The organism is Capnocytophaga sputigena (assembly GCF_002302495.1).
GTDB lineage: Bacteria > Bacteroidota > Bacteroidia > Flavobacteriales > Flavobacteriaceae > Capnocytophaga > Capnocytophaga sputigena.
On sequence record NZ_CP022379.1, the window covers coordinates 583,922 to 604,742 of the forward strand.

Below are 20,821 nucleotides of genomic sequence, written 5' to 3' on the forward strand. Positions count from 1 at the left end.
TTAATTATCAATTATTTTCTACCTTTGCCACATCAAAATATAAAACGAAGAAATACAATGAATATCCAACAACTTACCGACCTTACGACGCAGGTGCGCAGAGATATCCTAAGAATGGTTCACAAAGTAAATTCAGGACACCCAGGAGGCTCTTTGGGCTGTGCCGAGTTTCTCGTTTGCCTCTACAACGAGGTAATGGACATTAAAATGCCTTTCACAATGGACGGCAAAGACGAGGATTTATTTTTCCTCTCTAACGGACATATATCTCCCGTATTTTACAGCGTATTAGCCCGCCGTGGCTTCTTCCCTATAAGCGAACTGAATACTTTCCGCTTGCTCAACTCGCGCTTGCAAGGACACCCTACCCCTCACGAAGGTTTGGAAGGCGTACGCGTAGCTTCAGGCTCCTTAGGGCAAGGACTTTCGGTAGCTATTGGGGCAGCTCTTGCTAAAAAACTCAACAGCGACAAGCACCTTGTATATACCCTTCACGGTGATGGCGAACTACAAGAAGGACAAATATGGGAAGCAGCAATGTACGCAGGCGGTAAAGGGGTAGACAACCTCATCGCTACAGTTGATTACAACCACAAACAGATTGACGGTCCTACTGATGTTGTAATGCCTTTAGGTAACCTTCGCGCTAAATGGGAAGCCTTTGGATGGCAGGTAATCGATATTGAAAAAGGCAACGATATTGCTTCTATCTTAAAAGGATTGGCAGATGCCAAATCCTTAACCGGCAAAGGTAAACCCGTGTGTATCTTGCTCCACAGCGAAATGGGTAATGGCGTAGATTTTATGATGGGCACTCACGCTTGGCACGGGAAGGCTCCTAACGACGAACAATTGGCTAAAGGTTTAGCACAGAACCCTGAAACTTTGGGCGATTACTAATTAGCAAATTAGAGAATTTGCAAATTAGAAAAAACATTAAACTTTGGCAAAGCCCTAGATGGTCTTTGACAAAGTTTTTTATCATTAAAGAAACTATGTACAAAATTGCTACTTGGAACGTTGAACGTCCTAAAAAAGGAACTCAAAAAACAGCTCTTGCCATAGTAAAAATTGAAGAACTCAACGCTGATGTTTTAGTACTCACAGAAAATGCTACTAGTATATCATTAACTGAATTATATCCGTTTTCTGTACATTCTTTAGCTTATGAAAAAACTCCTGAAGAACATTGGGTTTCTATCTTCTCTAAATGGCAAATCACTGAGCAAATACAAACTTTCGATAACTACCGAACAGCTTGTGCTGTAATAAAAGCCCCTTTTGGAGATATTACTGTTTTTGGGACAATTATTCCTTACCATCAGGCGGGAGTATCAGGAATTAGATATGGGAATTTAGGGTATAAACAATGGGAATATCACGAAAAAGACTTGCACCAGCAGGCTAAGGATTGGGAACGTATTACTAAAAAAACACAAAACCCTTTATGGGTAATGGGAGATTTTAACCAAAGTCGATATAACCATCAAGGATATGGTACTGAAAAAGTAAGGCAACTCCTTTCTGATTATCTCAAGAAGCTAAATTTAACTTGCGTAACAGAAGGAGACCTCTCCCCTTTTCTACACCCTGATCCTATTAAAAACAAGATAAGGAACAACATAGACCATATTTGTATTTCCAATTCTTTTAAAAAGAAAATGAAAGCATATCAAGTTGGCGCTTGGGATCATTTCAATGAAAAGGGGAAATATATGTCCGACCACAATGGAGTTTTTATCAGTTTTGAGATTTAAAATTTGTCAGTAAAGATATTTTAATTATTTTTGCATAAGAAAAGAGCAAATCAGCTTATCGCTACGAAAGTAGAGGAAAGTCTGGACACCACAGAGCATCATAGCGGGTAACACCCGTCCGCCGCGAGGCGAGGACAAGTGCAACAGAAAGAATGTATGGGTAATGCCATAGTGAAATCAGGTAAACTCTATGAGGTGCAACGCCGCGTAAACCAGCGCTTGAGGGCTGCTCGCCCGATGTTGGAGGGTAGGCGGTTAGAGCTAATGAGCAATCATTAACCGAGATAAATGATAAGCACTTATCAACAATGATAAGTACAGAATCCGGCTTATGATTTGCTCTTTTTTTATTGACTAAAACAAAAGGGCTATCCCTACGTGGGGACAGCCCTTTTTCATTTATCTATATACTTCTTATTTCTTGATATACAACCAACCTACTTTAGATTCTTTGTAGTTATTGTGGTCGTAATATTCAATTACATAATAGTAAGTTCCTTGAGGTAATTTTTCAGGAGCATTTACAGTTACACGTCCGTTAGAAATACCTCTGAACACGCGAGTAACGTTGTCGTAGCCTTCAGTTTCAAAGACTTTCACTCCCCAACGGTTATAAATACGCACTATATTGTTAGGATAGCTTTCTATACCACCAATGTGGAAATAGTCGTTTTTGTCATCACCATCTACTGACATACCATTGTATGGTATAATAGTATTGATAACTTCTATCGTAACAGTAGCACTATCACAATTACCTTGTGGATTACACAATTCATATACAAAAGTATCTGTACCTATAAAGCCAGTATTAGGGCGATATTCGATAGAACCATCGAGGTTCACTATCACAGTACCATTGGCTGGGTTTGCTACTACATTAGGTGTTGTGGCACCATTTAAAGTATCGTTAGCAAGCACATTCACTACTATTGGCGTATTGAGTGGAGTAGTAGCGCGATCGTCTACTGCTATAGGAGCTATAGTAGGCGTTGGCGTTGCTGCTGGTACGGTTACTTGTACAGTAGCTGTTGCACAAGCCGTTGGCGTTGCTACAGTACAGATTTGATAAGTGATTGTATAAATACCTGCTGGGGTATTATTTGGTACAATTACATCACCATTGGTTGTATCAATACGTGGTACTACAGCACCTGTTGGCGTACTTACTTGGCTAATCGTTACATTAGAAGTTGTAGCCGAAGTCGTTCCGCTAACAGTATCGTTTGTTAATACATTACCTACGGTTTGCGTTGCTGTTCCTGAATATGTAAAGGTATCAGGAGTTGCTTGAACGGTAGGTGTTGGCGTTGCTGCTGGTACGGTTACTTGTACGGTAGCTGTTGCACAAGCCGTTGGCGTTGCTACGGTACAGATTTGATATGTAATTGTATAAATACCTGCTGGGGTATTATTTGGTACAATTACATCACCATTGGTTGTATCAATACGTGGTACTACAGCACCTGTTGGCGTACTTACTTGGCTAATCGTTACATTAGAAGTTGTAGCCGAAGTCGTTCCGCTAACAGTATCGTTTGTTAATACATTACCTACGGTTTGCGTTGCTGTTCCTGAATATGTAAAGGTATCAGGAGTTGCTTGAACGGTAGGTGTTGGCGTTGCTGCCGGTACGGTTACTTGTACGGTAGCTGTTGCACAAGCCGTTGGCGTTGCTACGGTACAGATTTGATATGTAATTGTATAAATACCTGCTGGGGTATTGTTAGGTACGATTACATTACCATTAGTTGTATCAATACGTGGTACTACAGAGCCCGTAGGGGTACTTACTTGACTAATTGTTACATTAGATGTTGTAGCTGAAGTCGTTCCGCTAACGGTATCGTTTGTCAATACATTTCCTACTGTTTGTGTTGCTGTTCCTGAATATGTAAACTCATCAGGAGTTGCGTGAACGGTAGGTGTTGGCGTTGCTGCTGGTACTGTTACTTGTACGGTTGCTGTTGCACAAGCCGTTGGCGTTGCTACTGTACAGATTTGATATGTAATTGTATAAATACCTGCTGGGGTATTGTTTGGTACAATTACATTACCATTGGTTGTATCAATACGTGGTACTATAGCACCTGTTGGCGTACTTACTTGGCTAATTGTTACATTAGAAGTTGTAGCCGAAGTCGTTCCGCTAACGGTATCGTTTGTCAATACATTACCTACTGTTTGTGTTGCTGTTCCTGAATATGTAAAGGTATCAGGAGTTGCGTGAACGGTAGGTGTTGGCGTTGCTGCCGGTACTGTTACTTGTACGGTAGCTGTTGCACAAGCCGTTGGCGTTGCTACGGTACAGATTTGATAAGTGATTGTATAAATACCTGCTGGGGTATTGTTTGGTACAATTACATCACCATTGGTTGTATCAATACGTGGTACTACAGCACCTGTTGGCGTACTTACTTGGCTAATCGTTACATTAGACGTTGTAGCCGAAGTCGTTCCGCTAACAGTATCGTTTGTCAATACATTACCTACTGTTTGTGTTGCTGTTCCTGAGTATGTAAAGGTATCAGGAGTTGCGTGAACGGTAGGCGTTGGCGTTACGATTGGTGATGTTACATTTACTGTAACAGTAGCTGTATCACAGTTGGTTGTAGGAGTTCCTGTTTGGTCTTTTTCACAAATGCGATAAGTAATTGTGTAAGTACCCGTTGGAGTTCCTGTAGGTATCACTACATTACCCGTTGCAGGGGTAAGATAAGGGACTACAGTTCCTACCGCAGGAGTTACTACTGCAATCGCTACATTAGCAGTTGTTGCTTGGTTACCATTGAGGGTATCAGAACCTGATGGTGGGTTGTTCAACACATTACCTACTGTGATATTCGTTGTACTTACTACTCCTGAGAAAACATCATCATTAGCAATGATTTCAGGTTGTTTTACTATAGTAAGGGTTGCTGTATCACAAACTACAGGGGTAGTGAGTGTACAAATTCGGTATTCTACATTATTATAAGTACCTGCAGGAGTAGAAGCTGGAACATTAAGTGTTCCATCGCTATTTACTGTCAATCCTGAAATACCACCATTATAAGTAATGGTAAGACTTACATTGGCTGTAGTTACTGAAGTTACTCCAGTAGGTGCACCATAAATATCATTATTTAATACGGTAATATTACCACCTGTTTTAGGCAATACTTTGGTGCCATCATTCACAGCATCAAGTGTAATTACTTTTACAGTAGCTGTAGCTGTACTACAATTTGTAGGATTCGCTTTTTCGCAAATTGTATAACTAACGGTATAAGTACCCGCAGGTGTATTAGGTGCTACAGTAAGTGTACCATCGTTATTCGTCGTGATGCCTGATGGAGTTGTTCCCCAAGTAAGGTTTACATCAGAAGGATTGATAGGTGTTGTACCTTTCAAATCATTATCGAATACTGATTTAGTAGTAGTACCACCAGCAAGACCGCCCAAAGTACCTAAATCGTCGTCCTTCGCTTCGAGTTTAGGCGCTACTATCACGGTAACTGTAGCAGTAGCACAATCTACTGAACTACCTTTGGCACATATTTTATAGGTAATTTGATACTGACCTATAGGAGTGTTGGCAGGTACTTCTACATCACCATTTGATTTTACTACAGGCACAGTACCCGTACCAGCAGTTGAGATGATGGTGATATCAACAGTAGCTGTAGTAGCTGTTACGCCTCCTACTTTATCATTGTTTAGTATATTACCTGTAACGGTAGCTGTTGTAATTGGAGCAAATACTTTGTAAGGATCGTCTTTTGCTACTACATTACATACAGTAACGCTTACAGTTACATCTGCTTTTTCAGTTTCGCAACCTGAAGGCTGTACCAAACTCACTTTATATATTCCTGATTGTAAAGTAGTAGTATCGGATAAAACGGTTCCTCCACTATATACTTTTACCGAGTTAGTAGCCATTGAATTGACTCTCAATTTCAAATCCAACACAGTAGCAGGAGCACAGAACTGTTGTGGTGCAACTGTAGGTGCATTAGGAGCCGGTGTTACAACCACTGTTACAGTTTGAGTCGCTTCACAAGCATTGGTTCTTTTTACTTTCAGCAAATAAGTAATGGTTTGAATTGCTGTAGTATTTGTTCCTGTATATTGGAACACAGGATTTTTGATATCAGTTGCTGATAAGTGAGCTAAGGCACCTGGGGTTACTGCTTCCCAAGTATAACTTTCGTATTCTGGAGCTTGTGAATTGTAAGTAATTTCTGTTTTACCTATTTCGCAAGCAGTTACAGTAGCTACTAATCCATTGATAGCAGTAGGAGCATTTACTTTCACAGCTCTATCATTACACAAGCAAGGATTAAATGTATTTCGGATAGATAGATACAAACGACATAGCTGACCTTGATCAAGTAAGAGCGTTTCTGTTCGTGTAGTAGTTGCCCCTGGGGCTAATGACAATCCGCTAACAGTAAAATCTTGTATTTTTGTATCGGTTGTTTCTTCTATAATTCCATTGTTATTAGTATCACCGTACAAAGTTACTTTTAAGTCACCAGAATAAGTCATCGTAGCAGTTGAGGCATTTTCAACAGCATATTGAATTGTAACTTTCTCTTTATTGCTTTCGGCAACTGAAGTAAGCACTACATTCTTAATATTCAAATCAGCTCTTTCTAATGGTATTTCTACTTCGCCACGACGAGTAGTAGTTTCTACAGCAATAGAAGGGCAAGGATTTGAAGGTCCTGATGGACAAGCAATACCATTTACCTTATCAGTAGTATAGTATTGTATCTTTTTAGTTTCTCCACAATCTATAATAGGAGTATTAGCTTTTTGTCTTATTTGAATAGTATATTCAAAGTAATCATTGCCTTTCATTCCAGAAGGAATTCTGATACTGAGTTCAGTTTCGTCATTACCTATTTGTTTAGTAGGTGGTGTAGCAAGAGTAGGTGCTGCAAAATAGGTAGCGCTATTATGAGTATGGTTAAATGAGCCAGTAACATATTCAAATCCTTTAGGAATACGAATCACTACCAATCCATTATCTCCTGTATGGAAAGTATGACTTGCTGATAAATCGATAATTTCGTGTTTACCTTTGAATACAGCATAAGATGAGGAGCAAGCATTAGCATTGCCACCTTGAGCCACGATAGAGTTATTCACCTTATACTTATTAGTATCTACACCAGCAATCCCTGCAATAATCACTTTGGTTCTATCACCTTCGGCAGGGTCGCCACATAAGTTATTACCTTCTACATCTATATCAAAAGAAGAGCCAGCTGTAAATTCACAATCGGGTTGTACATTAAAGCTCAATCGCAAGTTACGCTTGTTTACTTCTGAAGGTTGAGAGATAGATCCTGGTAATGTACCATTAGGCAAAATAGCTGTAATATCATAAGTAACTTTATTACCTACTTGTGAAACATTAATAGCAGGAGTAGAATTTTGAGTATATTTATTACCACTATTAAGAGGATATTCTACTTCTACATCTGATATAGTAAGACCTGGTTGTTGTATTACTACTAACTTTGTATCAAAAAGATCACCTTCGTCACCACTATTGATAGTATACTCGTATTTTGTTTTTTGACACATAGAGATAGTACCTATCTTATCAGGGTTGTTTTCTCCTGGATTGTTTGCACTTGGTCTAATCTGTTTTAAACTCTTGGCTATCTTCACATTGTAAGTAATCTTTTGATCGTGGCAAGTTTTTGTATATCCTTGGGTAGGATCACCATTACAATTCCAACCTGCATAAACATCAAAAGACAAATTATTAGTACAATTAGTGATTTGATACTCTAAACGATATTTTTTTTCAGTATTCTTAGCAATGGTACCATTATTACCTCCTTCACTTAGGAAGTACATTTTCTCACCCGAAATATTTTGAGCTGTAAAAGTTCTTACAGCACTACCTGAGTTATCAAGTTCTACCAAACTTAATATTTTCACTCCTGTTACATCAGGAATTGAAACCCAGCCATAAGGAGCATCGGACACACTAGTGTTAGTAATGTTAAAATCAACGGTTTGGGTACGCTGATTAGCTGTAACGTTCTGTGGAGTCTCGGTAAGGAGGTTGATAGCAGGTTTTTTTGAATATTTTATCCATTCTTCATAATGTTCTCCTTGAACGGGAATATTTGCTTTATCAGCATAATGATAATAGAAATCTTCAAAATCTATATCTACTTTTGCTAACTGATTATCTGCAATAGCTTGAGTAGTATTTACAAATGTTTTCGAATCACAAGTAGCTTGTAGCCAAGTTCGTATAGTCTCACCATAAGCATTTTCTACAGATACAGTTCCTGGATTAAGATAACCTGAACTTCCTTTAGGAGGGTTGATATAGGTATATGTTTTGTAAGTACCATCATCAGTAATAGTAAATTGGTCTATTGGAATTTGTACATCAACATCTATCCAATTACCTGCAGCTCTAATATAAGAATAGTCTACTGGTTTTACTAAATTATAAGAGCTAGGTATAGTAATCTTCAAAGTTTTAATACGACGTGATGGACGAAATTCGTTAGTATAATAAGTTCCTGCAGTACCAAAACGACGTGCTAAATAAGCCTGTTGACTTCCTATAGCTGTTATATCACAAGCTTCTATATCATAAGAATTAGTACCTATAATTTTATAAGTTTCCGCTATATAGAAAGCTGGTGTTTGTTTAGCACCACAGTGTTTTTCATTTGTGTGATAACCAAATGCATTGATATCAGTATCATTTTGATTATCAAGCATATAGAAGAAAGATTTACTACCTACTTGAACATCAAAAACATAATCTCTACTATTTCTAGAATTTTTATTATTTACTTGATAGGTAGCTACTACTATAAATTTCTCCCCTGCAGCAATTCCTCCTGTAGGCAAAGCAGAAGAAAGATTCCAACGGAAATATTTTCCATCGGCATTAGTACCTTGATCAAGTATAGCTGAAGCAGCTTGTAAAGTAACTGTCGCACTACTTCCTACTGATATAGCAATACTTTTAGGAATGAGATCAGCATGCGTTTTTACTTGAGCGTGATAGTATAGATTATTAGTCTGTACTCCATTTTGTTGTCCTTGTGAAATAATCTCTATATCATCTAGATAGAGTGTACGACTACGATCTATAATTGATACATTGTCACGAGTTTGACGCGTATTCATTGTATAGTCTGTCCAACCATAAGAATTATCAGCACGTTCTGCTTTGGTGCTAATCATCACAGGTCCATTACCAGCACAAGCTCCAGGACAAATAGTGCCTATTTCAGTATCAGCACAGATTAGAGGAAGTTCACAATAAGTATTTGTGTCTCCAACTTTATCTAAATAATAAATTGCATACTTCAAGGGTACATTACCAGAAGTACAAGGTGTGGTAAGTAACATATCAAATGTGATGTAACCTCTCACATTTGATGTATAAGAGAGTGTACCTTGTGCAGGAACATTTGCCAATGGAATAGCGGGTTTAGTAGATTGACCAAAACCAATTCCTTCATAGAATTTTACATTTTTCAATTCTACTCCTGCAGGTAATTTTATTTCATACTTCCATTTTGTAGTACCATTTTTTGTATCTTCTCCTTGTATTTTTTGTTGAGCTATAATGGTGTGACTTCCTACAGAAAGATAGCCGAAAATAGGTTCATTTTGAGTTAAAGACGCTGGAAACTTAGAAGTATCAGCTATTCCCGTAATTAGTCGTCTAAAAGTATAGTTTGTAAGAGCATGTACTGCAGAAGTTCTGAATGTACCGCAAGCATCTTTATAATTAAACTTTGAATGTGGTGAAACACTAAAAATACCTCCATCATTTTGCAAACAAGTCATTGCTTGATTTTGTACCATATCAAAGCGCACTTTAAGTTTAGCATTTATAGGTAAATCATCTTTAAAGCCATCACCATCCATATCTTTAAGGCCTATATCTTTACCTGCCAAAGCGGAAGTAGTAGATAAGGCAGTTAAATCTTTAAAAGGTATCTCCCTTTCAACGACTTCATTACCATTAGGAGTCATTGAATTAATAGGAATTTCTGTTCCATCAGTAGCTACAATACGGAAATTAGTTGGTTTATGACTTTTAAATCCTTTCCAACTCACATAAGGAGTGATAAGCATTTGCAAATCATAAGCTGTTGCATTTCCACTTCCTTTATTGATATATTGAACAGTAAATGTTCCTAAGTTATTGACACAAATTCCATCACCCCACTTAAAATAGGTATGGTTATTATCCGTATCCAATACAATATTAGGAGTACCTGTATTTACATTTATTGCTCTACCCGCATCACGTGCTTGGTAGAGTATTGCAGGACTCTCTCCCCAATAGGCTTCGTATACTATCTGGCGGTTAGATTGACAACCTGTAACAGTATATTTTTCAGTAATGGTAATTTCATCATTTAGTTTAAAACCATTAGGGTTACTTATTTTATACAAAGTAGCTCCAGTATTTTTACCTATGCCAGTAACCGTACCGACTGAAGTAACAGAGGTACCATTATGAGTAAGTTCAAGCCCCGTAATTCCTGTAGGATATTTTACTGAAAAATAAATATCTTTTACTGCACCAGTACCTGTATTTCTAAGTTTAAAAGTTTTTATACTCGTTCCTGAAGCGTTATTATGAGTAAGCTCAGCAAGCTGTACAACTATATTAGGTATAGGTAAAGCATAAGTATTAGAATCTTTCTCATCTTTAGCTGAGCCTGAATTTACTACTACTTTATCTTTAAAGACAGTAGCTGCTGCTAATAGTCCTTTCAATGCATTTTTAGTTACTTTTCTTTTAATAGTAAAAGTAATAGGTGCAGCCCCCGAAATGTTGAAGACGGGAGCATTGATAGGAGAAGAAGAGACGTGTGATATAGTAGCTGAACCACTTGATTTTTGAAGTGAATTAGCTACATACTCTATCCCTGTAGGCAAAGTAATTTTCACACTTGCTGATGAAGAAGGTAAAGAGGAAATAGTTACCGTAAGGGTACCTGCCTCAAAATCCCTATTGGCAAAGTTCACAGGATCTTCTGCTATCACGTGTGAAAGCATTGTTGTTTGTGCTGTAACTTTTCCTAAAAAACTGAATAGTAAAGTACAGAACAATAACTTAAAAAATACATTTTGCATATTGTTAATCATATAATACTTTTTCATCTATATAATATAGTTATTACTAAAAGGGCGACAAAAGTACTATTAAAATATCTTATCGCCTTTCATTTTTTATTGCTTTTTGTGATTGTAAAATCAACAGAAATTATAGTTAAAAAATCTATTGAGGCAAACACAATTCTCTATATTTATAATTAAGGCGCAAAATTAGATATTTCTTTTTGACCCTACAAAAGTATCTCGCTAATTAACATCGATTTAACAAATGTACAAATACTAAGAATACCTCTATAAAATAAGAACTACCCTAAATAGGGTAGTTCTTATTTTTATTAAATTGTATAATATAAGCTATTTACAACTGATAAGTTGTTTAAGAGCACTCATCTCTTTATATTTCTCACGGGCTTCACCAGCAGGATAACCAAAGTAAGTTTGTCCACCCTCTAAGGATTTAGAAATACCACTTTGGGCTAAAATCACTGCTTTCTCACCAATAGTGATACCGCTAGTCATCCCTACTTGTCCCCAAATAGTTACTTCATTTTCTATGACTACACAACCAGCAATTCCTGTTTGAGAAGCTATAAGGCACTTCTCTCCTACTACTGTATCATGACCTATATGCACTTGATTATCTATCTTTGTTCCTTTTTTGATAGTGGTATCACCTGTTACCCCTCTATCAATAGTACAAAGAGCTCCTAAATCGACATTATCTTCAATTACTACACGTCCGCCAGACTTGAGTTTATCAAAACCTTCAGGGCGTTTTTTGTAGTAGAAAGCATCAGCTCCAAGCACTGTACCGGCGTGAATGGTTACATTATCACCTATCACACAATCATCGTAAATACTCACATTGGAATGGATACGACAGTTGTTACCTATTACTACATTGTTCCCCACAAAAGTACTTGGTTGTACTACTGTATTTTCACCTATACGAGCTGAAGGTGCTATGAGTGCTGTTGCTTTTTGGAAAGGTTTAAAAAAGTCGGTGAGTTTATTGAAATCACGAAAAGGGTCATCTGAGATTAAAAGAGCTTTCCCTTCAGGACATTCTACTTCTTTATTAATCAGTACAATAGTAGCCTTAGAGTGCAAAGCTTTTTCGTAATACTTAGGATGATCTACAAATACTATATCACCAGCTTGTACGACGTGAATTTCATTCATTCCAAGTACTGGAAAATCACTCGCTCCGGCGTATTTCGCATTGATAATAGTCGCTATTTGTTCAAGAGTATAAGGTTGTGGAAAACGCATAATTAGTCTTTCATTCTTTCGACGTAAGTACCTTTTTCAGTTTCTACTTTAATGCGGTCACCTTCGTTGATGAAAAGAGGTACATTCACAGTAGCTCCTGTTTCTACAGTAGCAGGCTTGGTAGCATTGGTAGCTGTATTACCTTTAACACCAGGTTCTACGTGTGTAACAGTAAGAATAACATTGGCAGGCATTTCTACAGAAAGAGGAGTCTCGTCTTCGGCATTGAAGATAACCATCACTGTTTCGCCTTCTTTAAGCAACTCAGGATAATCGAGCATATCTTTACGGATGTGTACTTGGTTGAAGTCGTCGTTATTCATAAAAACGAACTCATCACCTTCGGCATATAGATATTGGAAAGAGCGAGTTTCTACGCGCACGTCTTCAATTTTGTGACCAGCAGAGAAAGTGTTATCAAGTATTTTACCTGTAGTAACACTTTTTAGTTTGGTACGTACAAAAGCAGGGCCTTTACCTGGTTTTACGTGTAGAAATTCAATAATTTTGTAGATATCGTGATTGAAGCGAATGCACAATCCTTTTTTAATGTCTGCGGTTGTTGCCATTTATTTTGTTTTAAGTTATTTGTTTTTAATTTTAAGTCCTTATTCTTTTATCAACTCACCGTGATAGCCTTTCATAATACCGTGTTGTGAACGACGGACAAATTGCAAAATTTCATCGCGTTCTACAGTAGCTTCCATCTCGGCTTCTATATAGTCCAAAGCGTGAGATGTACTGAGTTTTTTCTGGAAAAGTATGCGGTAGATATCTTGTATCTCACGTATTTTCTCGGTAGAAAATCCGCGACGATGTAAGCCTATAGAGTTTACCCCTACATAAGAGAGAGGGTTTCGAGCAGCCTTCACATAAGGAGGAACATCTTTGCCTACAAGAGAACCGCCAGTTACAAAGGCATAACTCCCGATAGAACAGAACTGATAGACAGCTGTCATACCAGCCATCACAGCACAATTACCAACAGTTACGTGCCCTGCAAGAGTAGTCCCGTTAGAGAAAATACAATTATCCCCCACAATACAATCGTGAGCGATATGAGAATAAGCCATTATAAGGCAATTGTTCCCAACCACTGTTCTCATACGATCTACAGTGCCTTTATTAATGGTTACACACTCCCTAATAGTAGTATTATCGCCTATGTGAGTAGTGGTTTCTTCACCTTTATATTTGAGGTCTTGCGGAATAGCTGAAATTACAGCCCCAGGGAAAATTTTACAGTTTTTCCCGATACGCGCACCCTCCATAATGGTTACGTTAGGTCCTATCCAAGTGCCTTCACCTATTTCTACATTTTTACTGATAGTAGTAAAAGGTTCAATCACTACATTCTTAGCAATTTTGGCATCGGGGTGGACATAAGCCAAAGGTTGAATCATATACTTTTATTTTACTTTAACAATTTGAGCCATTAGCTCAGCTTCGGTAGCTAACTTGCCATTTACATAAGCATAGGCTTGCATGTGGCAGATACCACGGCGAATAGGTGTTAGCAATTCTAATTTGAATATAAGGGTATCCCCTGGCACTACTTGTACCTTAAACTTCACATTGTCTATTTTCATAAAGTAAGTGAGGTAATTTTCGGGGTCGGGGACAGTACTGAGTATCAATACGCCTCCCGTTTGTGCCATTGCTTCTATCTGTAGTACTCCAGGCATTACAGGAGCTCCTGGGAAGTGCCCTACGAAGAAAGGTTCATCCATTGTTACATTCTTTAAACCTACCACATGTTTATCAGAAAGTTCAAAGATTTTATCTACCAATAAGAATGGAGAACGGTGAGGTAGCAACTTCATTATATCAACAGTATTGAGCAACGGCGGTTGATTGATATCTATAGAAGGAACGTTGTTGCGTCGTTCATTTTTTATAATCTTAGAAAGTTTTTTAGCAAATTGGGTATTAGTGAAATGCCCCGGCTTAGTAGCGATGACTTTACCACGAATGCGAGTTCCTACTAATGCCAAGTCGCCTATGACATCTAAAAGTTTATGGCGAGCAGCTTCGTTAGGGTAATGCAAAGTAAGATTATCAAGCACTCCATTAGGTTTCACTGAAATATTTTCTTTATTGAAAACCTTTTTGAGTTTTTGCATCGTACTATCAGAAATTTCTTTATCTACATATACAATAGCATTATTTAAATCTCCTCCCTTTATAAGTCCGTGATCAAGCAATGCTTCAAGCTCGTGCAAGAAACTAAAGGTACGAGCATCGGCTATTTCGGTTTTAAATTCGGAAATTTTATTGAGGTAAGCGTTTTGGGTGCCTAATATTTTAGTACCAAAATCTACCATTGTAGTCACTTGGTATTCATCGGCAGGAATGAGGGTAATTTCACTACCTGTTTCTTCATTTACGTAGGTAATTACCTGTTTTACTATATACTCATCACGATCAGCTTCTTGAGCAGTGATACCCACTTTTTCTATAGCTTCTACAAAGTACTTAGAAGAACCATCCATAATAGGAGGTTCTGACGAGTTGAGCTCAATAATGACATTATCCAAATCCATCCCCACAAGAGCAGCTAAAATATGTTCACAGGTTTGGATTTTTACCCCTTTTTTCTCTAAAACAGTACCACGTTCTGTATTTACTACATAAGTAGCATCTGCTTCTACTATGGGGCTACCTTCTAAATCGGTACGTACAAAGGTAAAACCATTGCCCACTGGCGCAGGCTTGAGTACCATTTTCACTTGTTTACCTGTATGTAACCCAATACCTTCTAAGGTAATTTCTTTGGATAAAGTATTTTGCTTTACCATAGTGTATTTATTTTAATTTTTTTTCTAATTCTTCTAAGCGTTTTAGCAAGTTTGGTAACTTTCTAAAAATAACATAAGCTTTATTATATTCAGCGTGTCCTAAAGCAGGAGAACCTTGAATAGCTTCATCATCTTTGAGATTGCGTCCTACTCCTGTTTGGGCTTGTATTTTTACGCGATTGCCTATGACCAAGTGTCCTACAATTCCTACTTGTCCTCCTATCATACAATTTTCACCTACTTTAGTTGAGCCAGCGATACCTGTTTGGGCAGCAATCACTGTATTTTTACCTATCTCTACATTATGAGCGATGTGTATTTGGTTATCTAATTTAACGCCTTTATGGATAATTGTAGATCCTAAGGTAGCGCGGTCGATAGCTGTTCCAGCACCTATATCGACAGAGTCCTCAATCACGACATTGCCTATTTGTGGCACTCTGCTGAATTCTCCTTTTTCATTAGGTTGGAAGCCAAAACCATCGGCACCTAACACTACTCCACTGTGGAGCATACAATCTTTGCCAATCACAGTTTCGGAATATATTTTACAGCCTGCAAAAATAGTAGTCCCCTCACCTACTGATGAGTTATCACCTATATAAGTATTAGGGTAGATTTTCACGTTATCACTTATCACTACATTTTCGCCAATATATACAAAAGCTCCTATATATACATTTTGTCCTATTTTAGCAGATGAAGCTATAAATGAAGGTTGCTCTATACCTACTTTATTCATTTTCACTTGATTGTAGAACTCTAAGAGTTTGGTGAAAGCTGCATAAGCATCATCCACTCTCACTAAGGTTGCTGATATTTTATCTTCAGCCTCAAAGTCCTTATTTACAATCACTATGGATGCTTGAGTAGTATAGATAAAATGTTTATATTTAGGATTTGCCAAAAAAGATATACTCCCTTCACTTCCCTCTTCAATTTTTGAAAGTTTATAGACTTCAATTTGGGGATTTCCTTCTACTTCACCACCGAGTACATTGGCTATTTGTAATGCTGTAAATTTCATTTAATTAGTTTATAATCAAAACGATATAGGGCTATATTTATATATTTTTACCTTGCAAAAAGGTTATTTTTCGCAACAAAAGTATAAAAATTATTTTATATAACACTCATTTTACTATTTTTTTTCTCTATTAGGCAATTTTACCTCCTCGCTTTTCACCCTATTTTGGATAGCAAATATAGTATCGTTCGGTTACTTGTGAAAGAGGTTCTAAGTTGATAGCTTCAGAGGTTTTACTAAGCTCTACTACTCTACCATTTTTAGTGAGTATTTTTATAATTTCTTTTTCGGGGTTGTAGGCTCTATTAGTCATCACACCTGTAAAGACAAAGTATTTCATATCTTTTTCATCTATTCCTTTGGCAAGTGACAATTTCTGCAGCCTCTTTATCTTCTGTTCTTCAAAATCGTTTAAGCGGACTTTTATTTTTGGCAAATCGCGATTGAGTAACATTTTGCTGAGTTTAGAAAGGACTGCATCGGGGTAGAACTGCCATTCTTTCATCGCTGAAATGATATCGGTATCGTCTAAACGTGCAAACATTTCAAGCACTTCTTGTGAGAAATTATCTTTGGATATTTTGTTTTTCACAAAGAAAGCTAAAGCAGTGGACATAGTGAGTTTTTGCCCTTGTTGTACTAATTCCTTTGCACGATTGAGTAACCTAATCAATATTTGTTCGGCGGCTACGCTAGTTTTGTGCAGATATACTTGCCAATACATCAAGCGGCGAGCTACCAAAAATTTCTCTACTGAGTACAAACCTTTTTCTTCGACTACTAATTCGTCGTTACGGACATTGAGCATTGAGATAAGGCGTTCAGAATTGATATTTCCTTCGGCAACTCCGGTGTAGAAGCTATCGCGTTTGAGGTAATCGGCTCTATCCATATCCAACTGACTTGAAATGAGTTGGTGCATAAACTTACGAGGATAAGTGCCTTGAAACATAGCAATTGCAGTTTCTAACTTACCATTAAACACCTTGTTAAGTTCTTGCATAAAGCGCAACGAGATTTCCTCGTGAGAAATACCTTCGACAATGCTGTGTTCCATAGCGTGAGAAAAAGGTCCGTGCCCTATGTCGTGCAACAATATGGCAATATAGAGCCCCTCGGCTTCTTTGTCGGAAATTTGGATACCTTTAAAGCGCAACATTTCGACTGTTTTCTGCATCAAGAACACACAGCCAAGTACGTGTTCAAAACGGGTGTGTTTAGCTCCTGGAAACACCAAATAGGACAGCGCCATTTGATTGATGCGCCTGAGTCGCTGAAAATAAGGATGTTCAATGATATCGAACACTAAAGTGCTAGGAATATGAATAAACCCATAAATAGGGTCGTTGATAATTTTTAGCTTATTTCTTGACCGCATTGTACTGTTTGTTTTTTAACCACTCGGCAGTAGCTTGATAAGTACCAATACAAGCATCGGCTTGTTCTTTGTTCAAGTTATTTTCTTTTACTTGTTCATAAAACAAAGGATACTCTTGTGAAGGTTGTTCAGCTTCTTTGTGCAAACTGTATTGAGTAGTTTTTCTCAAAGGTGATATAATCGTGAGTTTATCGGGGGTTAAGTAACCTAAATCTTGATAAGTAGCGATATAGGCACGCGGTTGATAGCCTTCTTTTAGTACATCTTGCCCTATAAACTTAGAGGTATAATTGAAGTTTAACAAACCGAAAACAGTAGGCATCACATCTATTTGCGACATCATCACATCTATTTTTTTAGGAGTGATAAAATCGGCGACTATGAAACAAGGGATGCGATAGCCATCTAAAGGCAGTTCGGTACTACCTGCACTTGATGCACAATGGTCGGCTACAATCACAAAAATAGTATTTTTGTACCATTTTTGTTGTTTTGCCATCTCAAAAAATCGTTTGAGCGCATAATCTGTATATTTTACCCCCCCTGCTCTACTCTTTTCGGTAGGAGGAATATCAATTTTACCTTCAGGATAAGTAAATGGACGGTGATTGCTAACAGTCATCCAATGATTGAAGAATGGTTTGCCAGCTTTAGCTTGTTCATTCATCACCTTTATAGCTTTGTTTGCCATATCTTCATCGCAAACACCCCATATATTAGAAAATGTTACTTCTTCAGGAGTAAAGTTTTTGTTATCTATAATATCGTAACCATTACCGCCAAAGAAATCCTTCATATTATCAAAATAACTATCGCCTCCATAAAGATATTTCACATCATAGTCTTTACTTTTGAACACGCTTCCTGTGGTAAACTTATCTTTATTGTCTTTACGCTTCACTACACTTTCACCTGGAGTAGGTGGTATACAAAGGGTTAAGGCTTCTAAACCTCTCACTGTACGGTTACCTGTAGCATATAAATTAGTGAAAAACAAGCTATTATTAGCTAAACTATCTAAAAAGGGTGTACGGTTATCGGTATTACCATACATTGTAAGGTATTCTGCCGAAAGACTTTCTATTGAAATAAGGAGCACATTGCGGTGTACCTCAGTAGTATCGCCTACAATCTGGCGTTCGAGCGCAGGAGCATTGAGTTGTTTGAGCACAATGCTTTCAGCCTCTTTTTCTGGCAAGGTAGGATAAAACTGAAAGAAATCTAACTCACTATGGGTAAAGGCATAATAAAACTTATATACGCCATTACTTTGTATTTCCTGAGCAAAAGTATTCTCGGCACTGATGGTATCAAGTCGTGGCAAACTCCACATTCCTACAAGAGCAAGCAATAAATAGACTATTAATAATGCTGCTTTTTCTAACAGTGTAGGGATCGTTTTTAAAACACTCTTAGTTTTTATAAACAAGAAAGTTGTAAGTGCCAATACTACTACAAAAACAGCGGAAAACAAGGGCACTACAGGGTAGCTTTCCATTATATTCCCTATCACCTCATTGGTATAGATGAGATAATCTACCGCTATAAAGTTGTAGCGGATACCAAATTCATTCCAAAAGAAATACTCGCTTACTGCATTCATCACTATGGCAAATACATAGATTGCTAACGTTATGAAATACAGAATATTGCGCAACTGTATTCTATATTTAGGGAAGAAGAGCAGAAGAGCAAAACAAAAAGTTTTAAACCCAAAGAAAGCTAATGCTATCTCAGGAAGAACCCCTCCATATTGTGCAAAAATATTATTAGGGTAAAACTGTATGTAGAGTAGTATAAGGATAAAAATTCCTAAAATAATTCCTCCATAGGGCTTCTTATACTTTACATTGGCAATAAAAATAAGATAGATAGCCAAGATACTACTTGCCAACAATATAGTAAAGACATCGGATATCAAGCCTATAGTAATCATTTTTATCACACTCCAAACCGAAAAAGTAGTAGTGGTAATGGGGTGTAACATAAAAATAGCGCGCATCACAAACGATACGAGAAGATATAATATTGCTATATAGGCAAATGGTTTTATTCTTTCTAAGAAGGATTTCATAAATTGTTTTTTTTAGTTATAAGCGTTGTGTTGAGATTTCCCTTTAAAAAAAGAAACGCCTTAAAAAGACTTCATAAGGCGTTTCATCTTTAATTATAGAAAAGATTTTTATTTTATTGATTCGTATTGAGCATAATAGGCATAGCCAGCATTAACACTTTCTCTCCCTCATCAAGACCATCCACAGGCGTGATAAGTCCAGCACGATTTGGTAAGGACATTTCTATTAAGATTTCATCAGAATCTAAATTGTTGATCATTTCTTTCAAGAACTTAGAGTTGAATCCTATTTCTAAATCGTCTCCCTGATAGTTGCAAGTGAATCGTTCCTCACCTTTGTTGCTATAATCTATATCCTCAGCTGAAATTACCAAGCTAGAGCCTGCTACTTTCAAGCGTACTTGGTGAGTAGTTTTGTTAGAAAACAATGACAAACGATTGATAGAACTATAGAATTGTGAACGATTTAAGATAAGTTTATTAGGATTTTCTTTAGGGATTACCGCATCATAGTTAGGATATTTACCATCTATAAGGCGGCAGATAAACTCCATATCGTCAAAAGAGAATTTTGCATTGCTCTCATTGTATTCCACAGTTACTTCAGTTTCACTTCCTGCTAAAATACCTTTGAGAATGTTCAATGGTTTTTTAGGCATAATGAAATCGGCAGCATCATTAGCTTTAATGTCTAAGCGTTCGTATTTCACTAATTTATGAGCATCAGTACCCACGAAAGTAAGTCCGTTTTCGCTAAATTGGAACAAAATACCGCTCATTGTAGGGCGCAAATCATCATTTCCTGCTGCGAAAATAGTTTTCTGTACAGCTGTAGCCAACACATCGCCTAACATTGTTACCTTGCTTGCTTCTGGCAAAGCTACAGGGCGAGGAAATTCCTCTCCATCTAAATAAGCTAAAGTATAATTACCTGTAGTAGAGCTAATTTCTATTACATTATTCTCTTTTACCAAAAAGGTAAGCGGTTGTTCTGAAAAGGTTTTAAGAATATCTATCAATAATTTAGCTGATACGGCTATACTTCCTTGAGAGTCTGATTCCACTTCCAAAGTACCTCTTACAGTGGTTTCCAAATCGGAAGCCGAGATTGTTAAAGAATTGGTAGATAGTTCAAACAAAAAATTATCTAGTATAGGCATAGTGTTGTTGCTATTAATAACACCACCAAATACTTGTAACTTTTTCAATAGGTAAGAACTTGATACTATAAACTTCATATTTTTTATGTATTTTAAATGACAAATCATACCCCTTTACGGAGTAATAATGGCAAAATTAGTAATAATATTTATTACGACCAAATATTTTAGGATATTTTTTCGTTTGTTAATTATCAATATTTCTTGAGTTTTCAGAGAAACGCAAGGAAAATTGATTATT

General features: G+C 37.2%; 11 protein-coding genes and 1 other RNA gene. 3 read left to right on the forward strand and 9 right to left on the reverse strand.

Features of this window, described 5'->3' with window-relative positions; translation table 11 throughout:
- Positions 1-57: 57 nt before the first annotated feature.
- The 3 genes from CGC57_RS02800 to rnpB all read left to right on the forward strand — a co-directional run bounded on the left by CGC57_RS02800 (position 58) and on the right by rnpB (position 2,104).
- Positions 58-900: a transketolase gene (locus CGC57_RS02800; protein ID WP_095897875.1), complete on the forward strand. Its 843-nt coding sequence runs from the start codon at positions 58-60 to the stop codon at positions 898-900.
- 95 nt (positions 901-995) lie between these two features.
- Positions 996-1,757: an endonuclease/exonuclease/phosphatase family protein gene (locus tag CGC57_RS02805; protein ID WP_095897876.1), complete on the forward strand. Its 762-nt coding sequence runs from the start codon at positions 996-998 to the stop codon at positions 1,755-1,757.
- A gap of 42 nt (positions 1,758-1,799) precedes the next feature.
- Positions 1,800-2,104, forward strand: an RNA gene (gene rnpB, locus CGC57_RS02810) — RNase P RNA component class A.
- A gap of 67 nt (positions 2,105-2,171) precedes the next feature.
- On the opposite strand, the gene CGC57_RS12860 is transcribed toward rnpB, so the two are convergent.
- The 9 genes from CGC57_RS12860 to dnaN form a co-directional block, all read right to left on the reverse strand.
- Positions 2,172-10,916 (reverse strand): T9SS type B sorting domain-containing protein, encoded by an 8,745-nt coding sequence (locus tag CGC57_RS12860; protein ID WP_095897877.1) that lies wholly within the window; start codon positions 10,914-10,916, stop codon positions 2,172-2,174.
- Positions 10,917-11,225: 309 nt separating this feature from the next.
- A complete protein-coding gene (locus tag CGC57_RS02820; protein WP_095897878.1) occupies positions 11,226-12,143 on the reverse strand; it encodes a UDP-3-O-(3-hydroxymyristoyl)glucosamine N-acyltransferase in 918 nt (305 codons plus the stop codon).
- 2 nt (positions 12,144-12,145) lie between these two features.
- A complete protein-coding gene (efp, locus tag CGC57_RS02825; protein WP_002681677.1) occupies positions 12,146-12,712 on the reverse strand; it encodes an elongation factor P in 567 nt (188 codons plus the stop codon).
- A gap of 39 nt (positions 12,713-12,751) precedes the next feature.
- Entirely contained in the window at positions 12,752-13,546 is a 795-nt protein-coding gene (gene lpxA, locus CGC57_RS02830; RefSeq protein ID WP_095897879.1) for an acyl-ACP--UDP-N-acetylglucosamine O-acyltransferase, read from the reverse strand.
- Positions 13,547-13,552: 6 nt separating this feature from the next.
- Positions 13,553-14,941 carry a bifunctional UDP-3-O-[3-hydroxymyristoyl] N-acetylglucosamine deacetylase/3-hydroxyacyl-ACP dehydratase gene (locus tag CGC57_RS02835; protein WP_002681673.1) on the reverse strand — a complete coding sequence of 463 codons (1,389 nt, stop codon included), beginning with the start codon at positions 14,939-14,941 and terminating at the stop codon, positions 13,553-13,555.
- Positions 14,942-14,948: 7 nt separating this feature from the next.
- Complete coding sequence (gene lpxD, locus CGC57_RS02840; RefSeq protein ID WP_095897880.1) at positions 14,949-15,968, reverse strand: UDP-3-O-(3-hydroxymyristoyl)glucosamine N-acyltransferase; 1,020 nt, start codon at positions 15,966-15,968, stop codon at positions 14,949-14,951.
- A 160-nt stretch (positions 15,969-16,128) separates the two neighbouring features.
- Positions 16,129-17,346, reverse strand: coding sequence for an HD domain-containing protein (locus CGC57_RS02845; RefSeq protein ID WP_095897881.1), 1,218 nt, complete (start codon positions 17,344-17,346; stop codon positions 16,129-16,131).
- A complete protein-coding gene (locus CGC57_RS02850) occupies positions 17,330-19,420 on the reverse strand; it encodes an LTA synthase family protein (protein ID WP_095897882.1) in 2,091 nt (696 codons plus the stop codon). The genes CGC57_RS02845 and CGC57_RS02850 overlap by 17 nt, the downstream gene beginning before the upstream one ends.
- Positions 19,421-19,533: 113 nt before the next feature.
- A complete protein-coding gene (gene dnaN, locus CGC57_RS02855; RefSeq protein ID WP_040361842.1) occupies positions 19,534-20,658 on the reverse strand; it encodes a DNA polymerase III subunit beta in 1,125 nt (374 codons plus the stop codon).
- Positions 20,659-20,821: the final 163 nt, after the last annotated feature.

Bases quoted from the DNA above. Each gene is read 5' to 3' on its own strand.
- CGC57_RS02800 (WP_095897875.1), top strand. From the start codon at position 58: ATGAATATCCAACAACTTACCGACCTTACGACGCAGGTGCGCAGAGAT.
- CGC57_RS02805 (WP_095897876.1), top strand. From the start codon at position 996: ATGTACAAAATTGCTACTTGGAACGTTGAACGTCCTAAAAAAGGAACT.
- CGC57_RS12860 (WP_095897877.1), bottom strand. From the start codon at position 10,916: ATGAAAAAGTATTATATGATTAACAATATGCAAAATGTATTTTTTAAG.
- CGC57_RS02820 (WP_095897878.1), bottom strand. From the start codon at position 12,143: ATGCGTTTTCCACAACCTTATACTCTTGAACAAATAGCGACTATTATC.
- efp (WP_002681677.1), bottom strand. From the start codon at position 12,712: ATGGCAACAACCGCAGACATTAAAAAAGGATTGTGCATTCGCTTCAAT.
- lpxA (WP_095897879.1), bottom strand. From the start codon at position 13,546: ATGATTCAACCTTTGGCTTATGTCCACCCCGATGCCAAAATTGCTAAG.
- CGC57_RS02835 (WP_002681673.1), bottom strand. From the start codon at position 14,941: ATGGTAAAGCAAAATACTTTATCCAAAGAAATTACCTTAGAAGGTATT.
- lpxD (WP_095897880.1), bottom strand. From the start codon at position 15,968: ATGAAATTTACAGCATTACAAATAGCCAATGTACTCGGTGGTGAAGTA.
- CGC57_RS02845 (WP_095897881.1), bottom strand. From the start codon at position 17,346: ATGCGGTCAAGAAATAAGCTAAAAATTATCAACGACCCTATTTATGGG.
- CGC57_RS02850 (WP_095897882.1), bottom strand. From the start codon at position 19,420: ATGAAATCCTTCTTAGAAAGAATAAAACCATTTGCCTATATAGCAATA.
- dnaN (WP_040361842.1), bottom strand. From the start codon at position 20,658: ATGAAGTTTATAGTATCAAGTTCTTACCTATTGAAAAAGTTACAAGTA.